Here is a 17,250-nt window from a genome sequence, read left to right on the forward strand (position 1 = left end):
TCGATGAGGTCAGCAACGGGCCTCGGAGAGCGACGGAATCCCGCCGGGCCGACCACACGCGCACTGGAGGAGGACCCATGTCCCCGGTATTGCAGAGTGCCTCAGGCACCAGGACCGCCGTCATCACGGGCATCGGCGCCTCCCTGCCCGCCCGCCTCGTCAAGAACGAGGAAGTGGCGGCGCGGCTCGGGGTGACCGAGGACTGGATCCGGGAGCGGACGGGAATCGAGCAGCGCTATCTCGTCGACCCCGAGGGCGCGACGTCGGACCTGGCGGTGGAGGCGGGGCGGCGCGCGCTGGACGCGTGCGGCAACCCCCCGGTCGACTTCCTCATCCTGGCGACCTGCACGCCCGACCACACGTTCCCCTCCACCGCGCCGGCCGTCGCCTCCCGGCTGGGCCTCGCGGGCATCGCCGCCTTCGACCTGAACGCCGCCTGTTCCGGCTTCGTGTACGGGCTCTCCGCCGGGGCGGGCATGCTGGCCTCGGGCGCGTACGGCACCGGTCTGATCATCGGCGCGGACACCATCTCCACCATCGTGGACCACGACGACCGGATCACCGCACCGATCTTCGGTGACGGCGCGGGGGCCGTGGTGGTACGGGCCGGTACGGCGGACGAGCCCGGCAGCCTGCTGGCGCAGTCGCTGGGCAGCGACGGCGATCTGCTGGACATCCTGCTGACACCCGGCGGCGGTTCGCGGCAGCGCTCACCGCTCTCGGCGACCGACCCGGAACAGAGCTACCTGGGTATGCAGGGACGGCTCGTCTACCGGCACGCGATCGCCCGGATGGCCGAGGCGTCGCTGGACGTGCTCGCGAAGACGGGCTGGGCGGTCGAGGACGTCGACCGGCTCGTCGCGCACCAGGCCAACCGGCGGATTCTCGCGGCGACCGCCAAGGAGATCGGTCTTCCCGAGGAGCGGGCGGTCATCAATGTCGACCGCGTCGCCAACACCTCCGGCGCCTCGATCCCGCTCGCCCTCATGGAGGCGATGGGCTCCGGGGAGCTGAAGGCGGGCGACAAGGTCCTGCTGGCCGCGTTCGGCGGCGGAGTCACCTGGGCCGCGGCCACGCTGATCTGGCCCGACCTGCCCCCGGTCGCCCCCGCCGACTCCCTCTGAGACCTCCACGGGATCCCGGCCCCCCGGGCTCCTCTTCGTCAACGCGTCACCACCCACCCGGTTCGGCATCCGCCGGCCACCACCGAAGGAGAGACATGGAAACGACGCTGGAAAGAGTGCGGGACATCGTCGTGTACGTCCTGCCGGAGTTCGAGGCGACCATCGCCGCCGGGGACCGGCTCGAACAGGATCTGGGAGTCGACTCCCTCTCGCTGGTCGAGATCCTCGTCCAGGTGGAGAAGCGCTTCGACGTCACCCTCGACGACAGCGAGATGATCGACGTCGAGAGCGTGCAGGACATTCTGGACATCATCGAGCGCCGGCAGGCTGTGGCCGTCGTCTGAGAACCGGCCCCACGGGCTGTCCGCCGGACGGGCCGGACCGCGCGCCGGGCGCGCGGCCGGCCGGGGCCCGGCTCATTTCCGGGCGGCGGGCGCGGTATCAGGACCGCGCCGGCGCCGTCACCTGTCCGCCAGCGGAACAACGTACAAGGGGAAGCCATGTCTGGTCCGGTGAACGGCGGACGTCCGCTCAACGAGGCACAGTCGGGGGTGTGGTACGCGCAGCGGATGGACCCGCTGAACCCGGTCTTCAACATGGGCGGTTATCTGGAGATCAACGGTCCCGCCGACCCGGAACTCCTCAAGGCGGCGGTGACGGCCCTGGTCGCCGAGGACGAGACCGCGCGCCTCACGTTCAGCGAGGCCGACGGCGTGCCCCGGCAGCACTTCGGCGACGCGCCGGACTTCACCGTGGAACTGCTGGACGTCAGCGCGGAACCGGACCCCGTCGGCGCGGCGCGACAGCGGATGCTCGACGACCTGGCGGCCGTGCCCGATCTCGAACGGGGGCCGCTCTTCCACCATCTGCTCTTCGCGGTGGGTCCCGACCGCTGGTTCTGGTACAACCGCGCCCACCATCTGATCAACGACGGTTACAGCGCGACCCTGATGCGGCGCAGGGCCGCCGAACTGTACGCGTCACTCGCCGGGGTGGCGGGCCCCGGCACCCCGTACGGCTCGTTCGAGCGTCTGCTGGCGGACCAGGACGCGTACGCGGAGTCGAAGGCGCGGGCCAGGGACGCCGCGTACTGGAAGAACGTCATGGCGGGTGCGGAGTATCCGGCGGGTCCGGGTCCCGCCGGGGCGCTCACGCACCGGATCAGCCGGCGGATCTCCTCGCTGGACGAGGAGGGTTTCGGGCGGCTGGTCGCGTTCGGGGAACGCGCGGGAATCTCCTGGCAGCAGGCGGTCCTGGCGGCGGCGGTGCTGCACCGCCGGCTGTGGACGGGCGACGCCGACGTGCTGTTGAGCCTCCCGGTGTCGGGGCGGCTCGGCAAGGACGGCATGACGGTGCCCGGCATGATGGCGAACGTCATCCCGCTGCGCTGCCGGGTCGACGACGCCGAGACCTGCGAGGAGTTCGCGGCCCGGGTGGCGGCGCTGACGCTGCGCGCGCAGTGGCACCAGCGGTACGACGCGGCCGATCTGATGCGGGACCTGGGGTGGCCGGCGAACGGTCGGCGGCGGTTCGGTCCGGTCGTCAACATCGTCGTGGCCGAGGAGCAGTCGTCGTTCGCGGGCATCCCGGCCGTGGGGCATCTGCTCTCCACCGGGGGCACCGCCGAGGATCTCTCACTCACCGTCAGCCGCGGTCCCGACGGGGGGCTGCGGGTCGACTTCACCATCGACGAGGCGTACGGCGAGAGCGTGGACCTCTCCGCGTACGAGCGGACGTTCCATCAGATTCTCGCCTCGATGACCGCCGATCCGGGGGTGTTGGTGGGTGCGGTGGAGGTGATGTCTTCTGAGGAGCGGGAGTTGGTCCTGCGCACGTGGAACGACACGGTGCGGCCGGTGGAGAGTGTGACGCTGGGCGGGCGTTTCGAGGAGCAGGCGGCGCGGACACCTGACGCGACGGCGCTGATCTTCAACGACGAGCACGTGTCGTATGGGGAGTTGAACGAGCGGGCGAACCGGCTCGCTCATCAGCTGATGGGCCGTCATGGTGTGCGGCGGGGGCAGACCGTCGGCGTGCTCGTCGAGCGGGGTATCACCTTCGCCACCGCGCTGGTCGCCGTGACCAAGACCGGGGCGACCTACGCGGTGCTCGACCCCGACTTTCCTGATGAGCGCCTCGCCCTCATCACACGGGACGCGCGGCCGGTCGTGGTCCTGACGCATGGGCCGACCGGTGGCCGGGTCTCCGCCGCCACCCTCGATCTCGACGCTCTGTCCCTCGATACTCCGTACGCCGATGAGCCGCCGGTCACGAATCCTGTCGTGGGTGTTCATCCGGAGGATGCGGCGACGATCATGTATACGTCGGGGTCGACGGGCCGGCCGAAGGCGATCCTGACCCCGCACCGCGCCCTCACCGGCACCGTGCTCGCCCAGGACTACGCCGAGTTCGGGCCCGGCCAGAGATTCCTCCAGTGCTCACCCGTCTCCTGGGACGCCTTCTCCCTCGAATTCTGGGGCGCCCTCCTCCACGGAGCCACCACCGTCCTCCAGCCCGGACAACGCCCCGAACCCACCCTCATCAACCAACTCGCCCACCACCACCGCATCACCATGCTCCAACTGTCGTCGAGTCTCTTCAACTACCTCACCGACGAACACCCCGACACCTTCACCCACACCCAACACGCCTCCACCGGAGGCGAACCCGCCTCACCCACCCACACCCACCACCTCAAAACCCTCCACCCCCACCTCACCCTCACCAACGGCTACGGCCCCGCCGAATCCATGGGCTACACCACCACCCACACCCTCCCCACAACAGAAAAGCCCACCCACACACCCATCCCCATCGGCCACCCCGTCACCAACAAACACGCCTACATCCTCAACACACACCTCCAGCCCGTCCCACCCGGCGTCACCGGAGAGCTCTACCTCGCCGGCACCGGACTCGCCCACGGCTACCAACACCAACCCACCCTCACCGCCACCCACTTCATCCCCCACCCCTACGGACCCCCCGGCACCCGCCTCTACCGCACCGGCGACCTCGCCCACCAAACCCCCGACGGCCAACTCCACTACCACGGCCGCACCGACCACCAAATCAAAATCCGCGGCTTCCGCATCGAACCCACCGAAATCCACCACGCACTCCTCCAACACCCCCACGTCACCCAAGCCACCACAACCACCACCACCCACCCCAACGGCACCACCCAACTCAACGCCTACACCACCCTCCACCCCCACCACCACACCACCACACCCACCCACCTACGCCACCACCTCCAAACCACCCTCCCCCACCACCTCATCCCCACCACCATCACCATCCTCCCCAAACTCCCCCTCACCCCCAACGGCAAAATCGACCACAAAGCCCTCCCCACACCCCACACCACCACCACCCAAGGACGCCCACCCCGCACCCCCCAAGAAGAAATCCTCTGCACCCTCTACACCCAAACCCTGAACCTCACCCACCCCACCACCATCGACGACAACTTCTTCGACCTCGGCGGACACAGCCTCCTCGCCGCCAAACTCACCACCCACATCCGCACCACCCTCCACACCAACCTCACCATCCGCGACATCTTCCAAAACCCCACCCCCGCCACCCTCACCCACCACATCACCACACTGGCAGACGGACCCGGACGCGCACGTCCGCGGCTGACCGCCGGCGACCGGCCGGACCGGCTGCCGCTCTCGTACGCACAGCGCCGGCTGTGGTTCCTCGCCGCGCTGGGCGAGCAGGGCACCGCGTACAACGTGCCGCTCTCGGTGCGGATCGACGGGGAACTGGACACGGCCGCGCTGCGCGCGGCCTTCGGTGACGTGGTGGCACGGCACGAGGTGCTGCGAACCCGGTTCGAGGTGGAGCAGGGTGAGCCGTACCAGCGTGTACTGGCCCCCGAAGAGGCCCCGGTCGTCTTCGAGGAGGAGACGGTCGACGCGGACGGACTTGCCGAGCGGCTGCGTACGGCGGCGGGGCACACCTTCGATCTGAGCGCCGAACTCCCCCTGCGGGTAAGCCTGTTCCACCTGGGCGACGGCACGCACGTCCTGCTGGTGCTGCTGCACCACATCGCTACCGACGGCCAGTCGCTGCGTCCGCTCTTCGACGACCTGTCCGCCGCCTACGCCTCGCGTCGTGCGGGGACCGCGCCGGGCTGGACGCCGCTGCCCGTGCAGTACGCGGACTACGCGCTGTGGCAGCACCGGCTGCTCGGCGAGACGTCGGACGACACGAGCCTGCTCGCCGAGGGGCTGGCATTCTGGCGGGAGGCGCTGGAGGGGCTGCCCGAGGAGCTGGGCCTGGTGCTGGACCGGCCGCGACCGGCCGTGGCGGGGCAGAGCGGCGACGCGGTGGTGGTGGACTTCGGACCCGAACTGCGGTCCCGTGTGGTGGAGTTGGCCAGGGCCGAGCGCTGCACGGTGTTCATGGTGCTCCAGGCGGCGCTGGCCGCGACACTGACCCGGATGGGCGCGGGCGAGGACATACCGCTCGGGTCCCCGGTGGCCGGCCGAACGGACGACGCCCTGGGCGAGCTGGTCGGATTCTTCGTCAACACGCTGGTGCTGCGGACGGACACCTCGGGCAACCCGTCGTTCCGCGAACTGCTCGAACGGGTACGGACGGCCGATCTGGACGCGTTCGCCCATCAGGAGACACCGTTCGACCTCGTGATCGAGGCGACCAGCCCGGTACGGTCGCTGTCCCGGCATCCGCTGTTCCAGATCTGTCTGGCGCTGGAGAGCGGGGCCGCGGGCGACGTACGACTGGCGGGTACGCGGTCGGGTCCGGCGACCTTCGTGGACAACCGGGCGGCCAAGTTCGATCTGGAGTTCCTGCTGCGCGAGGACGCGGACGCCGGCATCACGGGCGCGGTCGTCTTCAGCACCGACATCTACGACCGGTCGACGGTGGAGCGTCTGGTCGAGGGCCTCTCCCGCTTCCTGGACCAGGTGACCGCCGATCCGGGGGTGTTGGTGGGTGCGGTGGAGGTGATGTCTTCTGAGGAGCGGGAGTTGGTCCTGCATACCTGGAACGACACGGTGCGGCCGGTGGAGAGTGTGACGCTGGGCGGTCGTTTCGAGGAGCAGGCGGCGCGGACACCTGAGGCGACGGCGCTGATCTTCAATGACGAGCACGTGTCGTACAGGGAGTTGAACGAGCGGGCGAACCGCCTCGCTCATCAGCTGATGGACCGTCATGGTGTGCGGCGGGGGCAGACCGTCGGCGTGCTCGTCGAGCGGGGCATCACCTTCGCCACCGCCCTGGTCGCCGTGACCAAGACCGGGGCGACCTACGCGGTGCTCGACCCCGACTTCCCCGAGGAACGGCTCCGGCTGATCACCGGCGACGCCCGGCCCGTCGTCGTACTCACCCATCGGCCGACCCATGACCGGCTCACCGGTCTCGCCACCCTCGATCTCGACGCCCTGGACGTCAGCCTCTCTCCGGTGACCGATCCCGAGACGAGTACGCATCCGGAGGATGCGGCGACGATCATGTACACGTCGGGGTCGACGGGCCGGCCGAAGGCGATCCTGACCCCGCACCGCGCCCTCACCGGCACCGTGCTCGCCCAGGACTACGCCGAGTTCGGGCCCGGCCAGAGATTCCTCCAGTGCTCACCCGTCTCCTGGGACGCCTTCTCCCTCGAATTCTGGGGCGCCCTCCTCCACGGAGCCACCACCGTCCTCCAGCCCGGACAACGCCCCGAACCCACCCTCATCAACCAACTCGCCCACCACCACCGCATCACCATGCTCCAACTGTCGTCGAGTCTCTTCAACTACCTCACCGACGAACACCCCGACACCTTCACCCACACCCAACACGCCTCCACCGGAGGCGAACCCGCCTCACCCACCCACACCCACCACCTCAAAACCCTCCACCCCCACCTCACCCTCACCAACGGCTACGGCCCCGCCGAATCCATGGGCTACACCACCACCCACACCCTCCCCACCACCGACACCCCCACCCACACACCCATCCCCATCGGCCACCCCGTCACCAACAAACACGCCTACATCCTCAACACACACCTCCAGCCCGTCCCACCCGGCGTCACCGGAGAGCTCTACCTCGCCGGCACCGGACTCGCCCACGGCTACCAACACCAACCCACCCTCACCGCCACCCACTTCATCCCCCACCCCTACGGACCCCCCGGCACCCGCCTCTACCGCACCGGCGACCTCGCCCACCAAACCCCCGACGGCCAACTCCACTACCACGGCCGCACCGACCACCAAATCAAAATCCGCGGCTTCCGCATCGAACCCACCGAAATCCACCACGCACTCCTCCAACACCCCCACGTCACCCAAGCCACCACAACCACCACCACCCACCCCAACGGCACCACCCAACTCAACGCCTACACCACCCTCCACCCCCACCACCACACCACCACACCCACCCACCTACGCCACCACCTCCAAACCACCCTCCCCCACCACCTCATCCCCACCACCATCACCATCCTCCCCAAACTCCCCCTCACCCCCAACGGCAAAATCGACCACAAAGCCCTCCCCACACCCCACACCACCACCCAAGGACGCCCACCCCGCACCCCCCAAGAAGAAATCCTCTGCACCCTCTATACCCAAACCCTGAACCTCACCCACCCCACCACCATCGACGACAACTTCTTCGACCTCGGCGGACACAGCCTCCTCGCCGCCAAACTCACCACCCACATCCGCACCACCCTCCACACCAACCTCACCATCCGCGACATCTTCCAAAACCCCACCCCCGCCACCCTCACCCACCACATCACCACACTCCAGGAAGCAGCTCCCCGGCAACGCAAGCGCCCCACTCTGCGGCGCCGTACCGAGGCGGGCACGCTCCTGAGCAACGACGGCGCGCGCGGCTGACGCCCCCGTCGCCTGCACCCCGTCCTCCGTCACACGCCTTCGCACGTCCCTGATTCCCACGTCCCTGATTCCCACGTCCCTGATTCCCACTGCCCTGGTTCCCGCTGCCCTGATTCGCCCGCTGTCCCCATTTCCCTGTCCGATTCCCGCTCTCCCGAAGACGAACGGAGTTCACGGTGATTCCCGATCCCGACGACGTGGTGTGGACGCTCGACGCCGCCGACGCCACCGAGGTACGTACGTCCCTCCTGGTCCTCCCGCACGCCGGCGGCAACGCCCACGCGTACACGGAGTGGCGCGCGTTCCTGCCCGCCGACGTGCGGCTGCTCATCGGCCAGTACCCCGGCCGCGGTGCCCGCTTCTCCGACCCGCTGCCCACCGGCGTGGACGACCTGGTCGGCCCGATCGTGGAGAGCCTGCCGGCCGGAACCGACGACCTGGTGGTGCTCGGACACAGCATGGGCTCGCTGGTCGCCTTCGAGGTGACGCGCGCCCTCACCCTGGCCGGCCGCGCCCCGCGCGCCCTCATCGCCTCGGCGTGCCGCGCGCCGTTCGTGGCCAACCCCAGCACGGTCCACCCCGAACGGCTCACCGACGACGAACTGGTCGCCGCCATCAAGGCGCGCGGCGGCACCGACGACGGCATCCTCGACGAACCCGAGCTGCGCGAGATCATCATCCCGTCCGTCCGCGCCGACTTCGCGATCGACGACGTCTACCGCTACACCGGTCCCTCCCCCGCGCTGAGCTGCCCGGTGACCGCGATCGGCGGCACCGAGGACCCCGTCGTCCCGCTCGACGCGCTCACGCGGTGGGCCGAGATCACCGACGGCCCGGCCGCGTTCGAGATCCTGCCGGGCGGCCACTTCTACTTCCAGCAGCAGCTGGAGCGCTTCTTCACCCTCGTCAACTCCGTGCTCTCCGGGGCGCCCACCCCGCACGAATTCGCCTGACCCACCCCACCCGTCCACCCGATCAGAAGGAAGAACGCGATGTCGCCCACGGCCACCGCCGCTCCCGCCGCCGCCACCCTCGCCACCGCCACCGCTCTCGACGTCAGCAGGGAAGCGGGCAAGCCCGCGGTCCTGCGGGCCCCCTCGTTCGCCGGGATCGATCCGGCGATCGACTGGCTCACCGAGCAGCGGGCCGCGGTCAAGGACGAACTCCACCGCTCCGGCGCGCTGTTGATCCGCGGGCTGGGGGTGGACGACGCGGCCGACTTCGGCCGGGTGCGTGATGTCCTCATGCCGCGCAGAGCCGGCTACAAGGAGAAGGCCACGCCGCGCACGGACTTCGGCGAGGGTGTGTTCTCCTCGACCGACCTGCCCGCCGTCCAGCCGATCCGGCTGCACAACGAGAACAGCTACACCCTCGACTTCCCCGGCACCCTGCTGTTCGGCTGTGTCGTCGCCCCCACCGAGGACGGCGCGACCACGGTCGGCGACATGCGCGAGGCGCTGCGTCTGCTGCCCGCCGATCTGCGGGACCGGTTCATGGCCAAGGGCTGGCTGCTGACGCGTAACTTCTCCGAACTGGCCGGGCTGCCCTGGCAGAAGAGTTTCGCCACCGAGGACCCCGCCGTGGCGGAGGCGTACTGCCGGGAGAACGCCATCGGCTACGAGTGGCTGCCGGACGGCGCGCTGCGCACCCGCCAGCGGCGTTCGGCGGTCGTGACCCACCCGGTCACCGGGGAGAAGTCGTGGTTCAACCACTTCGCGTTCTGGAACAACCGGACACTCGACCCCGACGTCCGTGAGGTGCTGCTGGAGACGTACGGGGACGACGGGCTGCCGTTCGACACGTACCTGGGCGACGGGACACGGCTGACCGACGACGAGGTCGACGCGATCAACGAGGTGTACGACCGGGTCACCGTCCGGGAGACCTGGCAGCGCGGCGACGTCATGCTGGTGGACAACGTGCTCAACGCCCACGGCCGGGAGTCCTTCAAGGGCGACCGGAAGATCCTGGTGGCCATGGGCGACCCGATCACCCTGGCCGAGTGCCGTCCCGAGACCGCGCCGGCGACGACCGCGTCCGGGGAGTGAGGCGACGATGACGACGGTACTGTCCCACGGCGGGAACCCGGTTCCCGCGCCGGCCGAGGCACCGGCCGTGGATCTGCTGGCCCGGCTCGCGTCCGTGCCGGCCGACCGCCCGGCCGTGGTGGCCGGGGACCGGGAGCTGACCTTCGGTGAACTGCGCGCCGAGGCGGGGCGGGTCGCCCGGCGGCTGGCCGCGCGCGGGGTCGGCCCGGAGAGTGTGGTGGCGCTCGCTCTGCCGCGCGGCGCCGATCTGGTGGTGGCGCTGATCGGCACGCTCACCGCGGGCGCGGCGTATCTGCCGGTGGACCCGGCGCTTCCGGCGGAACGCAAGCGGTATCTGGTCGAGGACTCCGCCGCCGATCTGCTGATCGTCGCGGAAGGCGAGCCGTCCCGGGGTCCCTCCACGGTCCCCTTCGGTGAACTCGCCTCCCCCGTCGGCACGGTGGACGGCGAGCCGCGGGCGGACGAGGGCTTCGCCCCGGTCGCGGTCGGCGCGGACGGTCTGGCGTACGTCATCTACACCTCCGGTTCCACCGGCCTCCCGAAGGGTGTCGAGGTGGGCCGGGGCTCCGCCTCGGCGCTCCTGGCCGAGCTGGAGTCCGAGGGCATCGCGGCGGCCGGGCCGGGCCGGGTCGGCTGGAACGCGTCGCCGTCCTTCGACGCGTCGGTGCAGCAGTGGGTACGGCTCTGCCGGGGCGACACCCTCGTCATGATCGACACCGAGACGCGGTCCGACCCGGCGCTGCTCGCCGCGCTCGTCGCGGACCGGTCGCTGACCGATCTGGACATCACCCCGTCGCACGCCGAACCGCTCCTTGAGCACCTTCCGCCCCGTGACCCGGCCGCCGACGGACCGCTCACCCTGCTCATCGGCGGCGAGGCGATCAGCCCCGTCCTGTGGGCGCGGCTCGCGGAGCTGGTCGACGCCGGTGTGCTGCGCGCGGTCAATCTGTACGGCCCGACCGAGTGCACCGTCGACGCCACCGCCGGGTGGATCGCCTCGGGCGAGGACCCGCACATCGGCGCGGTCCTGCCCGGTCTGCGTATGCGGCTGCTGGACGACGGGCTGCGGCCCGTCGCGGACGGCGAGTCCGGCGAGCTGTATCTGGCGGGCCCCCGGGTCGCGCGCGGTTACCGGCGGCGCCCCGGGCTGACCGCCGAGCGGTTCGTGGCCGACCTGTCGACGGGCGGCGGCGCGCGGATGTACCGGACCGGTGACCTGTGCCGCCGGCTGCCGGACGGGCGGCTCGCCTATCTGGGGCGCGCGGACGGCCAGGTCAAGGTGCGCGGTCACCGTGTCGAGCTGTACGAGATCGAGGCCGCCGTCGCGGCGCACCCCGCCGTGGCCGAGGCGGCGGTGGTCCTGCGGGACGACGTCAACGGGACCGCCGGGCTCGTCGCGTACTACCGCGCCTCGTCCGCCGTCACGGGCGCCGCGCTGCGCGAGCACCTGACCGCGCGGCTGCCCCAGTACATGGTGCCGGCCGTCCTCATGGAGGTGGAGCGGTTCGCGACGACCCCCAGCGGCAAGCTGGACCGTGCGGCGCTGCCCGCCCCGGTGGCCGAGGCGGCCGGGGCCGGGACCCCGGCCGGTGGCCCGGCGGCGGACGAACCGACCGGGCCCGTCGAGGAGTTGATCGCCCGGGTCTGGGCGCAGGTGCTCGACAGGCCCCGGATCGGCGCCGACGACAACTTCTTCAAGCTGGGCGGCCACTCGCTCCTGGCGATCAAACTGGTCGCGGGGGTCCGCCGGGAGCTGGGGGTGGGTCTGCCGGTGAAGACGGTGTACGCGCACCCGCGCCTGCGTGACCTGGCCCGGCAGATCGAGGCGGCGCTCGCCGCGCGTGACGCCGCCGAACCGCGGTTGGCGGGCGCGTCGGCCTGAGACCGGCGCCTCCCGAGGCGCGGCACCGGCACCCGGGCCGGTGGCCGCGCCCCGCCGTCGGGGGATTCCCCGGCAGCGGACACGCCCCCGCGTTCCCGGCGAGCGGCTTCGCGTACGGCTCGGCGTGCGGCCCCACGTACGGCTTCACATACGGCTCGGACCACGTCGCCGCGTACGGCTTCGCTTTCGTTTCCCGCGTCGCTTCCCCTGTCTCCCGTGTCTCCCCCGTTTCCCCTTGTCCCCGTTTCTCGCTCCGTCGCCGCTCACGTCGCCCGGACTCCCGCCGGCGGACGGCGAGATCGTTCAACTCTTCTGAGGTGTCTGGAGGAATGACTGTGCTCCCGTTGTCGTTCGCGCAGCGTCGGCTGTGGTTCATGAATCGCCTGGAAGGCGCGTCGGCGACCTACAACGTGCCGGTCGTGCTGCGGCTGGGCGGGGTGCCGGACCACCGGGCGCTGGCCGCCGCGGTGGCGGACCTGACGCACCGTCACGAGGTGCTGCGTACCGTGTTCCCCGCCGTGGACGGTGAGCCGTTCCAGCATCTGCTCGACGGTCCCGGACCGGAGCCGGAGCGGGTGGAGTGCGTCCCCGGCGCGGTCGACGCGCTGGTGGACGCGTTCGTGCACGAGCCCTTCGACATCACAACCCAACGCCCTTTGCGGGTGCGGCTGTTCGTGACCGGTTCCGGCGAGTCCGTGCTGGTGCTGCTGCTCCACCACGTGGCCACGGACGGCTGGTCGACGGCGCCCCTGCTGCGGGACCTGTCGGCCGCCTACGCGGCCAGGGCGGCGGGCGCGGCCCCGGAGTGGGAGCCGCTGCCCGTGCAGTACGCCGACTACACGCTCTGGCAGCGCGACATGCTGGGCGAGGCCGACGACCCCGAGAGTCTGCTCGCCGAGCAACTGGCCTTCTGGCGCGAGACCTTGTCCGGGGTGCCCGCCGTGCTGGAGCTGCCGGCGGACCGGCCGCGCCCGGCGGAGCCGTCCGGCCGGGGCGACCTGGTGAAGGGCTGGATCGACGCCGGGACCCACGGCCGGCTGCTGGAACTGGCACGGTCGAGGCGGGCGAGCCTGTTCATGGTGGCGCAGGCGGTGCTGGCGGGTGTGCTGGCCCGGGTGAGCGGGCGGGACGACGTCGTCGTCGGCTCGGCCGTCGCGGGACGCCCGGAGGAGGAGCTGAACGATCTGGTCGGGTTCTTCGTCAACAGTCTGGTGCTGCGCACCGATGTGTCCGGCGATCCGTCGTTCGCCGAACTCCTCGACCGGGTGCGGGAGTCGGACCTCGCGGCGTACGCCCACGACGATCTGCCGTTCGACCTTCTGGTGGAGCATCTCAACCCTTCCCGCTCGCTGTCCCACCATCCCTTCTTCCAGACGATGCTCACGCTTCAGAACGACACCGACCCCGGTGTCCGGCTGGGTGACATCCCGGGCTCCGCCGAGCCGGCCGGGCTGCGCACCGCCAAGTTCGACGTGAACGTCTTCTGCACGGAGGTGCACGGCGACGACGGCGAGCCCGGCGGTGTCGAGGTGTGGTTCCAGTACGCCACCGACCTGTTCGACGCGTCGACCGCGACCTTGCTGCTCGGCTTCTTCACCCGAGCGCTGAACGCCGTCGCCGCCGACCCGGCGGTCCGCGTCACCGACGCCGTCGCCCTCACCGACGAGGAACGCCGGGCGCTGGCCGACCGGCGCGCGCGGGTGGCGGACGCCCGTACGGCGGCGGAGGACAAGGCCGGGGAGCGGGCGGCGGGCGGTACGGAGGGCCGGACCGGGTCCTCGGCGGCCGGGGCGGCGGCGCGCTCGCCGCGCGAGGAGATCCTCTGCGGACTCTTCGCCTCGGTGCTGGGCCGGGGGCGGGTCGCCCCGGACGACAACTTCTTCCGCAACGGCGGGCATTCGCTCCTCGGGGTGCGGCTGGTGAACCGTGTGCGGTCCGTGCTCGGTGTCGACCTCGGCATCCGTGACCTGTTCCTCGCGCCCACCCCCGCCGGACTCGACCGGCGGCTGGACGAGTTGGCCGGCGAAGGATCGGCGCGGCCACCGCTGGTGCCGGTGGAGCGGCCCGCGCGGGTGCCCATGTCGTTCGCGCAGCGGCGGCTGTGGTTCGTCAACGAGCTTGAGGGGCCGAGCCGTTCGTACAACATCCCGGTCGTGCTCCGGCTGGACGCGCCCCTGGACGCGGATGTCCTGGCGGACGCGCTGGCCGATGTGGCCGAGCGGCACGAGGTGCTGCGGACGGTGTGCGGGGTGGCCGACGGGGAGCCGTACCAGCGCATCCTGAGCGGGGTCCGGCCGCCGCTGGAGGTGGTGCGTACCGACGAGGCGGGGCTGACGGCGGCCGTCGACGCGGCGACGGGCCAGGTCTTCGACCTCGGCGCGGACCTGCCGCTGCGCGCGCGGCTGCTGGAGTTGGCGGACTCGGGCGGGCAGGTGCTGGTGGTGCTGGTGCACCACATCGCGGGGGACGGCTGGTCGCTGGAGCCCTTGCTGGCCGACCTGTCGGCCGCGTACGGAGCACGGGCGGCGGGCGCGGCCCCGCAGTGGGAGCCGCTGCCCGTGCAGTACGCCGACTACGCCCTCTGGCAGCGCGGCATGCTGGGCGGGGAGTCCGACGCGGAGAGTGTGCTGGCGCGTCAACTGGACTTCTGGCGGGGCGCTTTGACCGGTGCTCCCCCGGTGCTGGAGCTGCCGGCCGCCCGGACCCGGCCGGCGGTGGCGAGCCACGACGGGGCGCTGGTGCCGTTCGCGCTCGACGCGGACGTGCACGACGCGCTGGCCCGGATCGCCGGGGCGAACGGCGCGACGCTCTTCATGGTCCTCCAGGCGGCGCTGGCGGTCACGCTGTCCCGGCTGGGGGCGGGGACCGATCTGCCGGTCGGGACCGTCGAGGCCGGGCGTGGCGACGCGGCGCTGGACGACCTGGTGGGCTTCTTCGTCAACACCCTCGTGCTGCGGACGGACGTGTCCGGCGATCCCGCCTTCGCCGACCTGGTGGCCCGGGTGCGGGACACCGACCTGGCCGCCTACGCGCACCAGGACGTTCCGTTCGAGCAGCTCGTGGAGCATCTGAGCCCGGACCGTTCCACCGCTCATCACCCGCTCGTCCAGGTCATGTTGCTCCTGCGGAGCGCGGGCGGGGCGGGCGGTGCGGGCACCGGGGGCCGGTCGGCGCTGTCGGGGTCCGACGTCCTCTTCGACACGGGGCGCGCGAAATTCGACCTCACGCTGGCACTGACGGAGCGTCAGGGGGCGGACGGGGCGCGGGCCGGCCTCACGGGGGTGCTGGAGTACGCCACGGATCTGTACGACGCCGCCACGGCTCGGCTGGTCGTGGACTGCCTCGTCGCCGTGGTGCGCCAGGCGGCGTCGGCTCCGGAGCGGCGGATCGAGGAGTTCGACCTGCTGTCGGCGGCCGAACGGGCGGCGTCGGCGGGCCCGGACCCCGACCAAATCCACGCGCCGGACGTGCGGATCACCGACCTCTTCGCCCGGCGGGTCGCGTCCGCCCCGGATGCCGTGGCGCTGGTCGCGGACGGCCGGCGGACGACGTACGGCGCGCTCGGCGCCGCGTCGGACCGGCTCTCCCGGGAGCTGGTGGCGCGTGGCGTCGGACGCGGTGACGTGGTGGGGGTCCTGCTGGAGCCCGGAACGGCCCTGGTCGTGTCGGCGCTGGCCGCGCTCAAGTCCGGTGCCGCGTACGCGCTGAGGGACCCGGCGGCGGAGGGCGGGCGGGACGACGTCGCCGTACCGCTCGCGGCACTGGTCCACGGCGGTCCGGGTGCGGTGGACCGCTCGGGGTCCGTGTGGGCGGCGGCACAGGTGATCGAGGTGGACACCAACGGCGTTGCCGCCGGGGGGAGTTCCGAGGAGACCACGACCGGGGTGGCAGCCCCGCTGCTCGCGGGGAGCGCGTCGGACGGGGCGTATGTCCTGCCGGGCTCGCCCGCCCCGCTGTTCTCGCACCGTGCCGTCGTGGCCGCCGCCACGGACCCCTCGCTCGTCGGACCGAGCGTGTGGCTCCAGCACACACCGGTCTCCTCGGGGCGGTTCGCTCTGGAGCTGTGGGCGCCGCTGCTGAGCGGTGCGACGTGCGTGCTGTCGTCCGGCGGCAGCGGGCGGCCCGAGCGGATCGCGTCGCTCGTCACCGAGCACGAGGTCACCGCCGCGGTGCTGCCCGGCCGGGTGTTCGACGTGCTGGTGGACGACCACCCGGAGGCGTTCGCCCGGCTGGATCTCGTGGTGACCGCCGACGAGCCGCCCTCGGGCGGTCGACTGGCGCACGCACAGAGCCGGTTCGGACAGGTACGGACGGTCCACGGCCACGGTGCGGCGGGCAGTGTGTTCGGCCACGGCGGGAGCGTGGGCAACGAGCCGGGGCGGGAGCTGGCCTCGGCCGGGCGCCGCTACGTCCTGGACGGCAGACTGCGTCCGGTGCCCGTCGGGGTGCCGGGTGAGCTGTATGTCGCGGGTCCGCGCACGGCGGACGGCTTCCCGGGCCGGGGCGCCGCGTCCTCGGCGTACCTCACGGCGGATCCGTTCGGCCCGGTGGGCGGGCGGATGCACCGTACGGGCGAGTCGGCGGTCCGGGCGGCGGACGGGACCGTCCGTGTGCTGGGCCGGGCGGGGGACGCACCGCCGTCGGTGCGGGGGCTGCGGGTGGTGCCCCGGGAGATCGAGGCGGTCCTCGCCGGGCACCCGTCCGTCCGCCGGGCCGCCGTGCTCCTGCGGGAGGACGCACCCGGGGAGCGCCGGCTGGTCGCCTACCTGGTCGCGGCGGGCGGGGCGGGCGCTGCCGACCTGACGGCGGTACGGGCGGCCGTGGCGGAGACGCTGCCCGCGCACTGGGTGCCCGCGGAGTTCGTGGTCCTCGACGCGCTTCCGCTCACCCCGGAGGGCCGTCTCGACCGGGCGGCGCTGCCCGCGCCCGAGGACGTACGGACACCGTCGGCGGAGCCACCGCGTGACGCGCGGGAGGAGATTCTGCACGGCCTGTTCGTGGAGATCCTCGGCGGGCGGCCGATCAGCAGGGACGACAACTTCTTCCGGGTGGGCGGTCATTCGCTGCTCGCGGTGCGGCTGCTGAACCGCATCCGCTCCGCGCTGGGCGCCGAACTGACCCTGCGCGACGTGTTCACGGCACCGAGCGTCGCCACCCTGGTGGAACGTCTGCCCGCGAACGACGGGCCGAAGCCCGAGATGCCTCCGCAGGAGAGCCGCCCCACGCTGCGCCGCCGCACCCGGGCGGGCAGCCGCGTCCACGAGGCGGGGGTCCCGGCGGGCCGACCGTAGTCACCGGGATCATCGAGGGGCCGTGCCCGT

Annotated in this window: 7 protein-coding genes; all 7 read left to right on the plus strand. The window is 71.8% G+C overall.

Annotated features, from left to right (window positions below; genetic code table 11):
• Positions 1-77: 77 nt before the first annotated feature.
• The 7 genes from OG875_RS01635 to OG875_RS01665 all read left to right on the plus strand — a co-directional run bounded on the left by OG875_RS01635 (position 78) and on the right by OG875_RS01665 (position 17,220).
• Positions 78-1,124 (plus strand): beta-ketoacyl-ACP synthase III, encoded by a 1,047-nt coding sequence (locus OG875_RS01635; protein ID WP_330172402.1) that lies wholly within the window; start codon positions 78-80, stop codon positions 1,122-1,124.
• Between the two features lie 95 nt (positions 1,125-1,219).
• Positions 1,220-1,468 carry an acyl carrier protein gene (locus tag OG875_RS01640; RefSeq protein ID WP_330172403.1) on the plus strand — a complete coding sequence of 83 codons (249 nt, stop codon included), beginning with the start codon at positions 1,220-1,222 and terminating at the stop codon, positions 1,466-1,468.
• A gap of 156 nt (positions 1,469-1,624) precedes the next feature.
• Positions 1,625-7,999 carry an amino acid adenylation domain-containing protein gene (locus tag OG875_RS01645; protein WP_330172404.1) on the plus strand — a complete coding sequence of 2,125 codons (6,375 nt, stop codon included), beginning with the start codon at positions 1,625-1,627 and terminating at the stop codon, positions 7,997-7,999.
• Positions 8,000-8,175: 176 nt separating this feature from the next.
• A complete protein-coding gene (locus tag OG875_RS01650; RefSeq protein ID WP_330172405.1) occupies positions 8,176-8,952 on the plus strand; it encodes a thioesterase II family protein in 777 nt (258 codons plus the stop codon).
• 39 nt (positions 8,953-8,991) lie between these two features.
• Positions 8,992-10,047 (plus strand): TauD/TfdA family dioxygenase, encoded by a 1,056-nt coding sequence (locus OG875_RS01655; RefSeq protein ID WP_330172406.1) that lies wholly within the window; start codon positions 8,992-8,994, stop codon positions 10,045-10,047.
• A gap of 7 nt (positions 10,048-10,054) precedes the next feature.
• On the plus strand, positions 10,055-11,929 hold the full coding sequence (locus tag OG875_RS01660) for a non-ribosomal peptide synthetase (protein WP_330172407.1): 1,875 nt from the start codon (positions 10,055-10,057) through the stop codon (positions 11,927-11,929).
• Between the two features lie 329 nt (positions 11,930-12,258).
• Entirely contained in the window at positions 12,259-17,220 is a 4,962-nt protein-coding gene (locus OG875_RS01665) for a condensation domain-containing protein (protein WP_330172408.1), read from the plus strand.
• The last annotated feature ends 30 nt before the right edge of the window (positions 17,221-17,250 follow it).

It is taken from the genome of Streptomyces sp. NBC_01498, assembly GCF_036327775.1.
Lineage (GTDB): Bacteria > Actinomycetota > Actinomycetes > Streptomycetales > Streptomycetaceae > Streptomyces.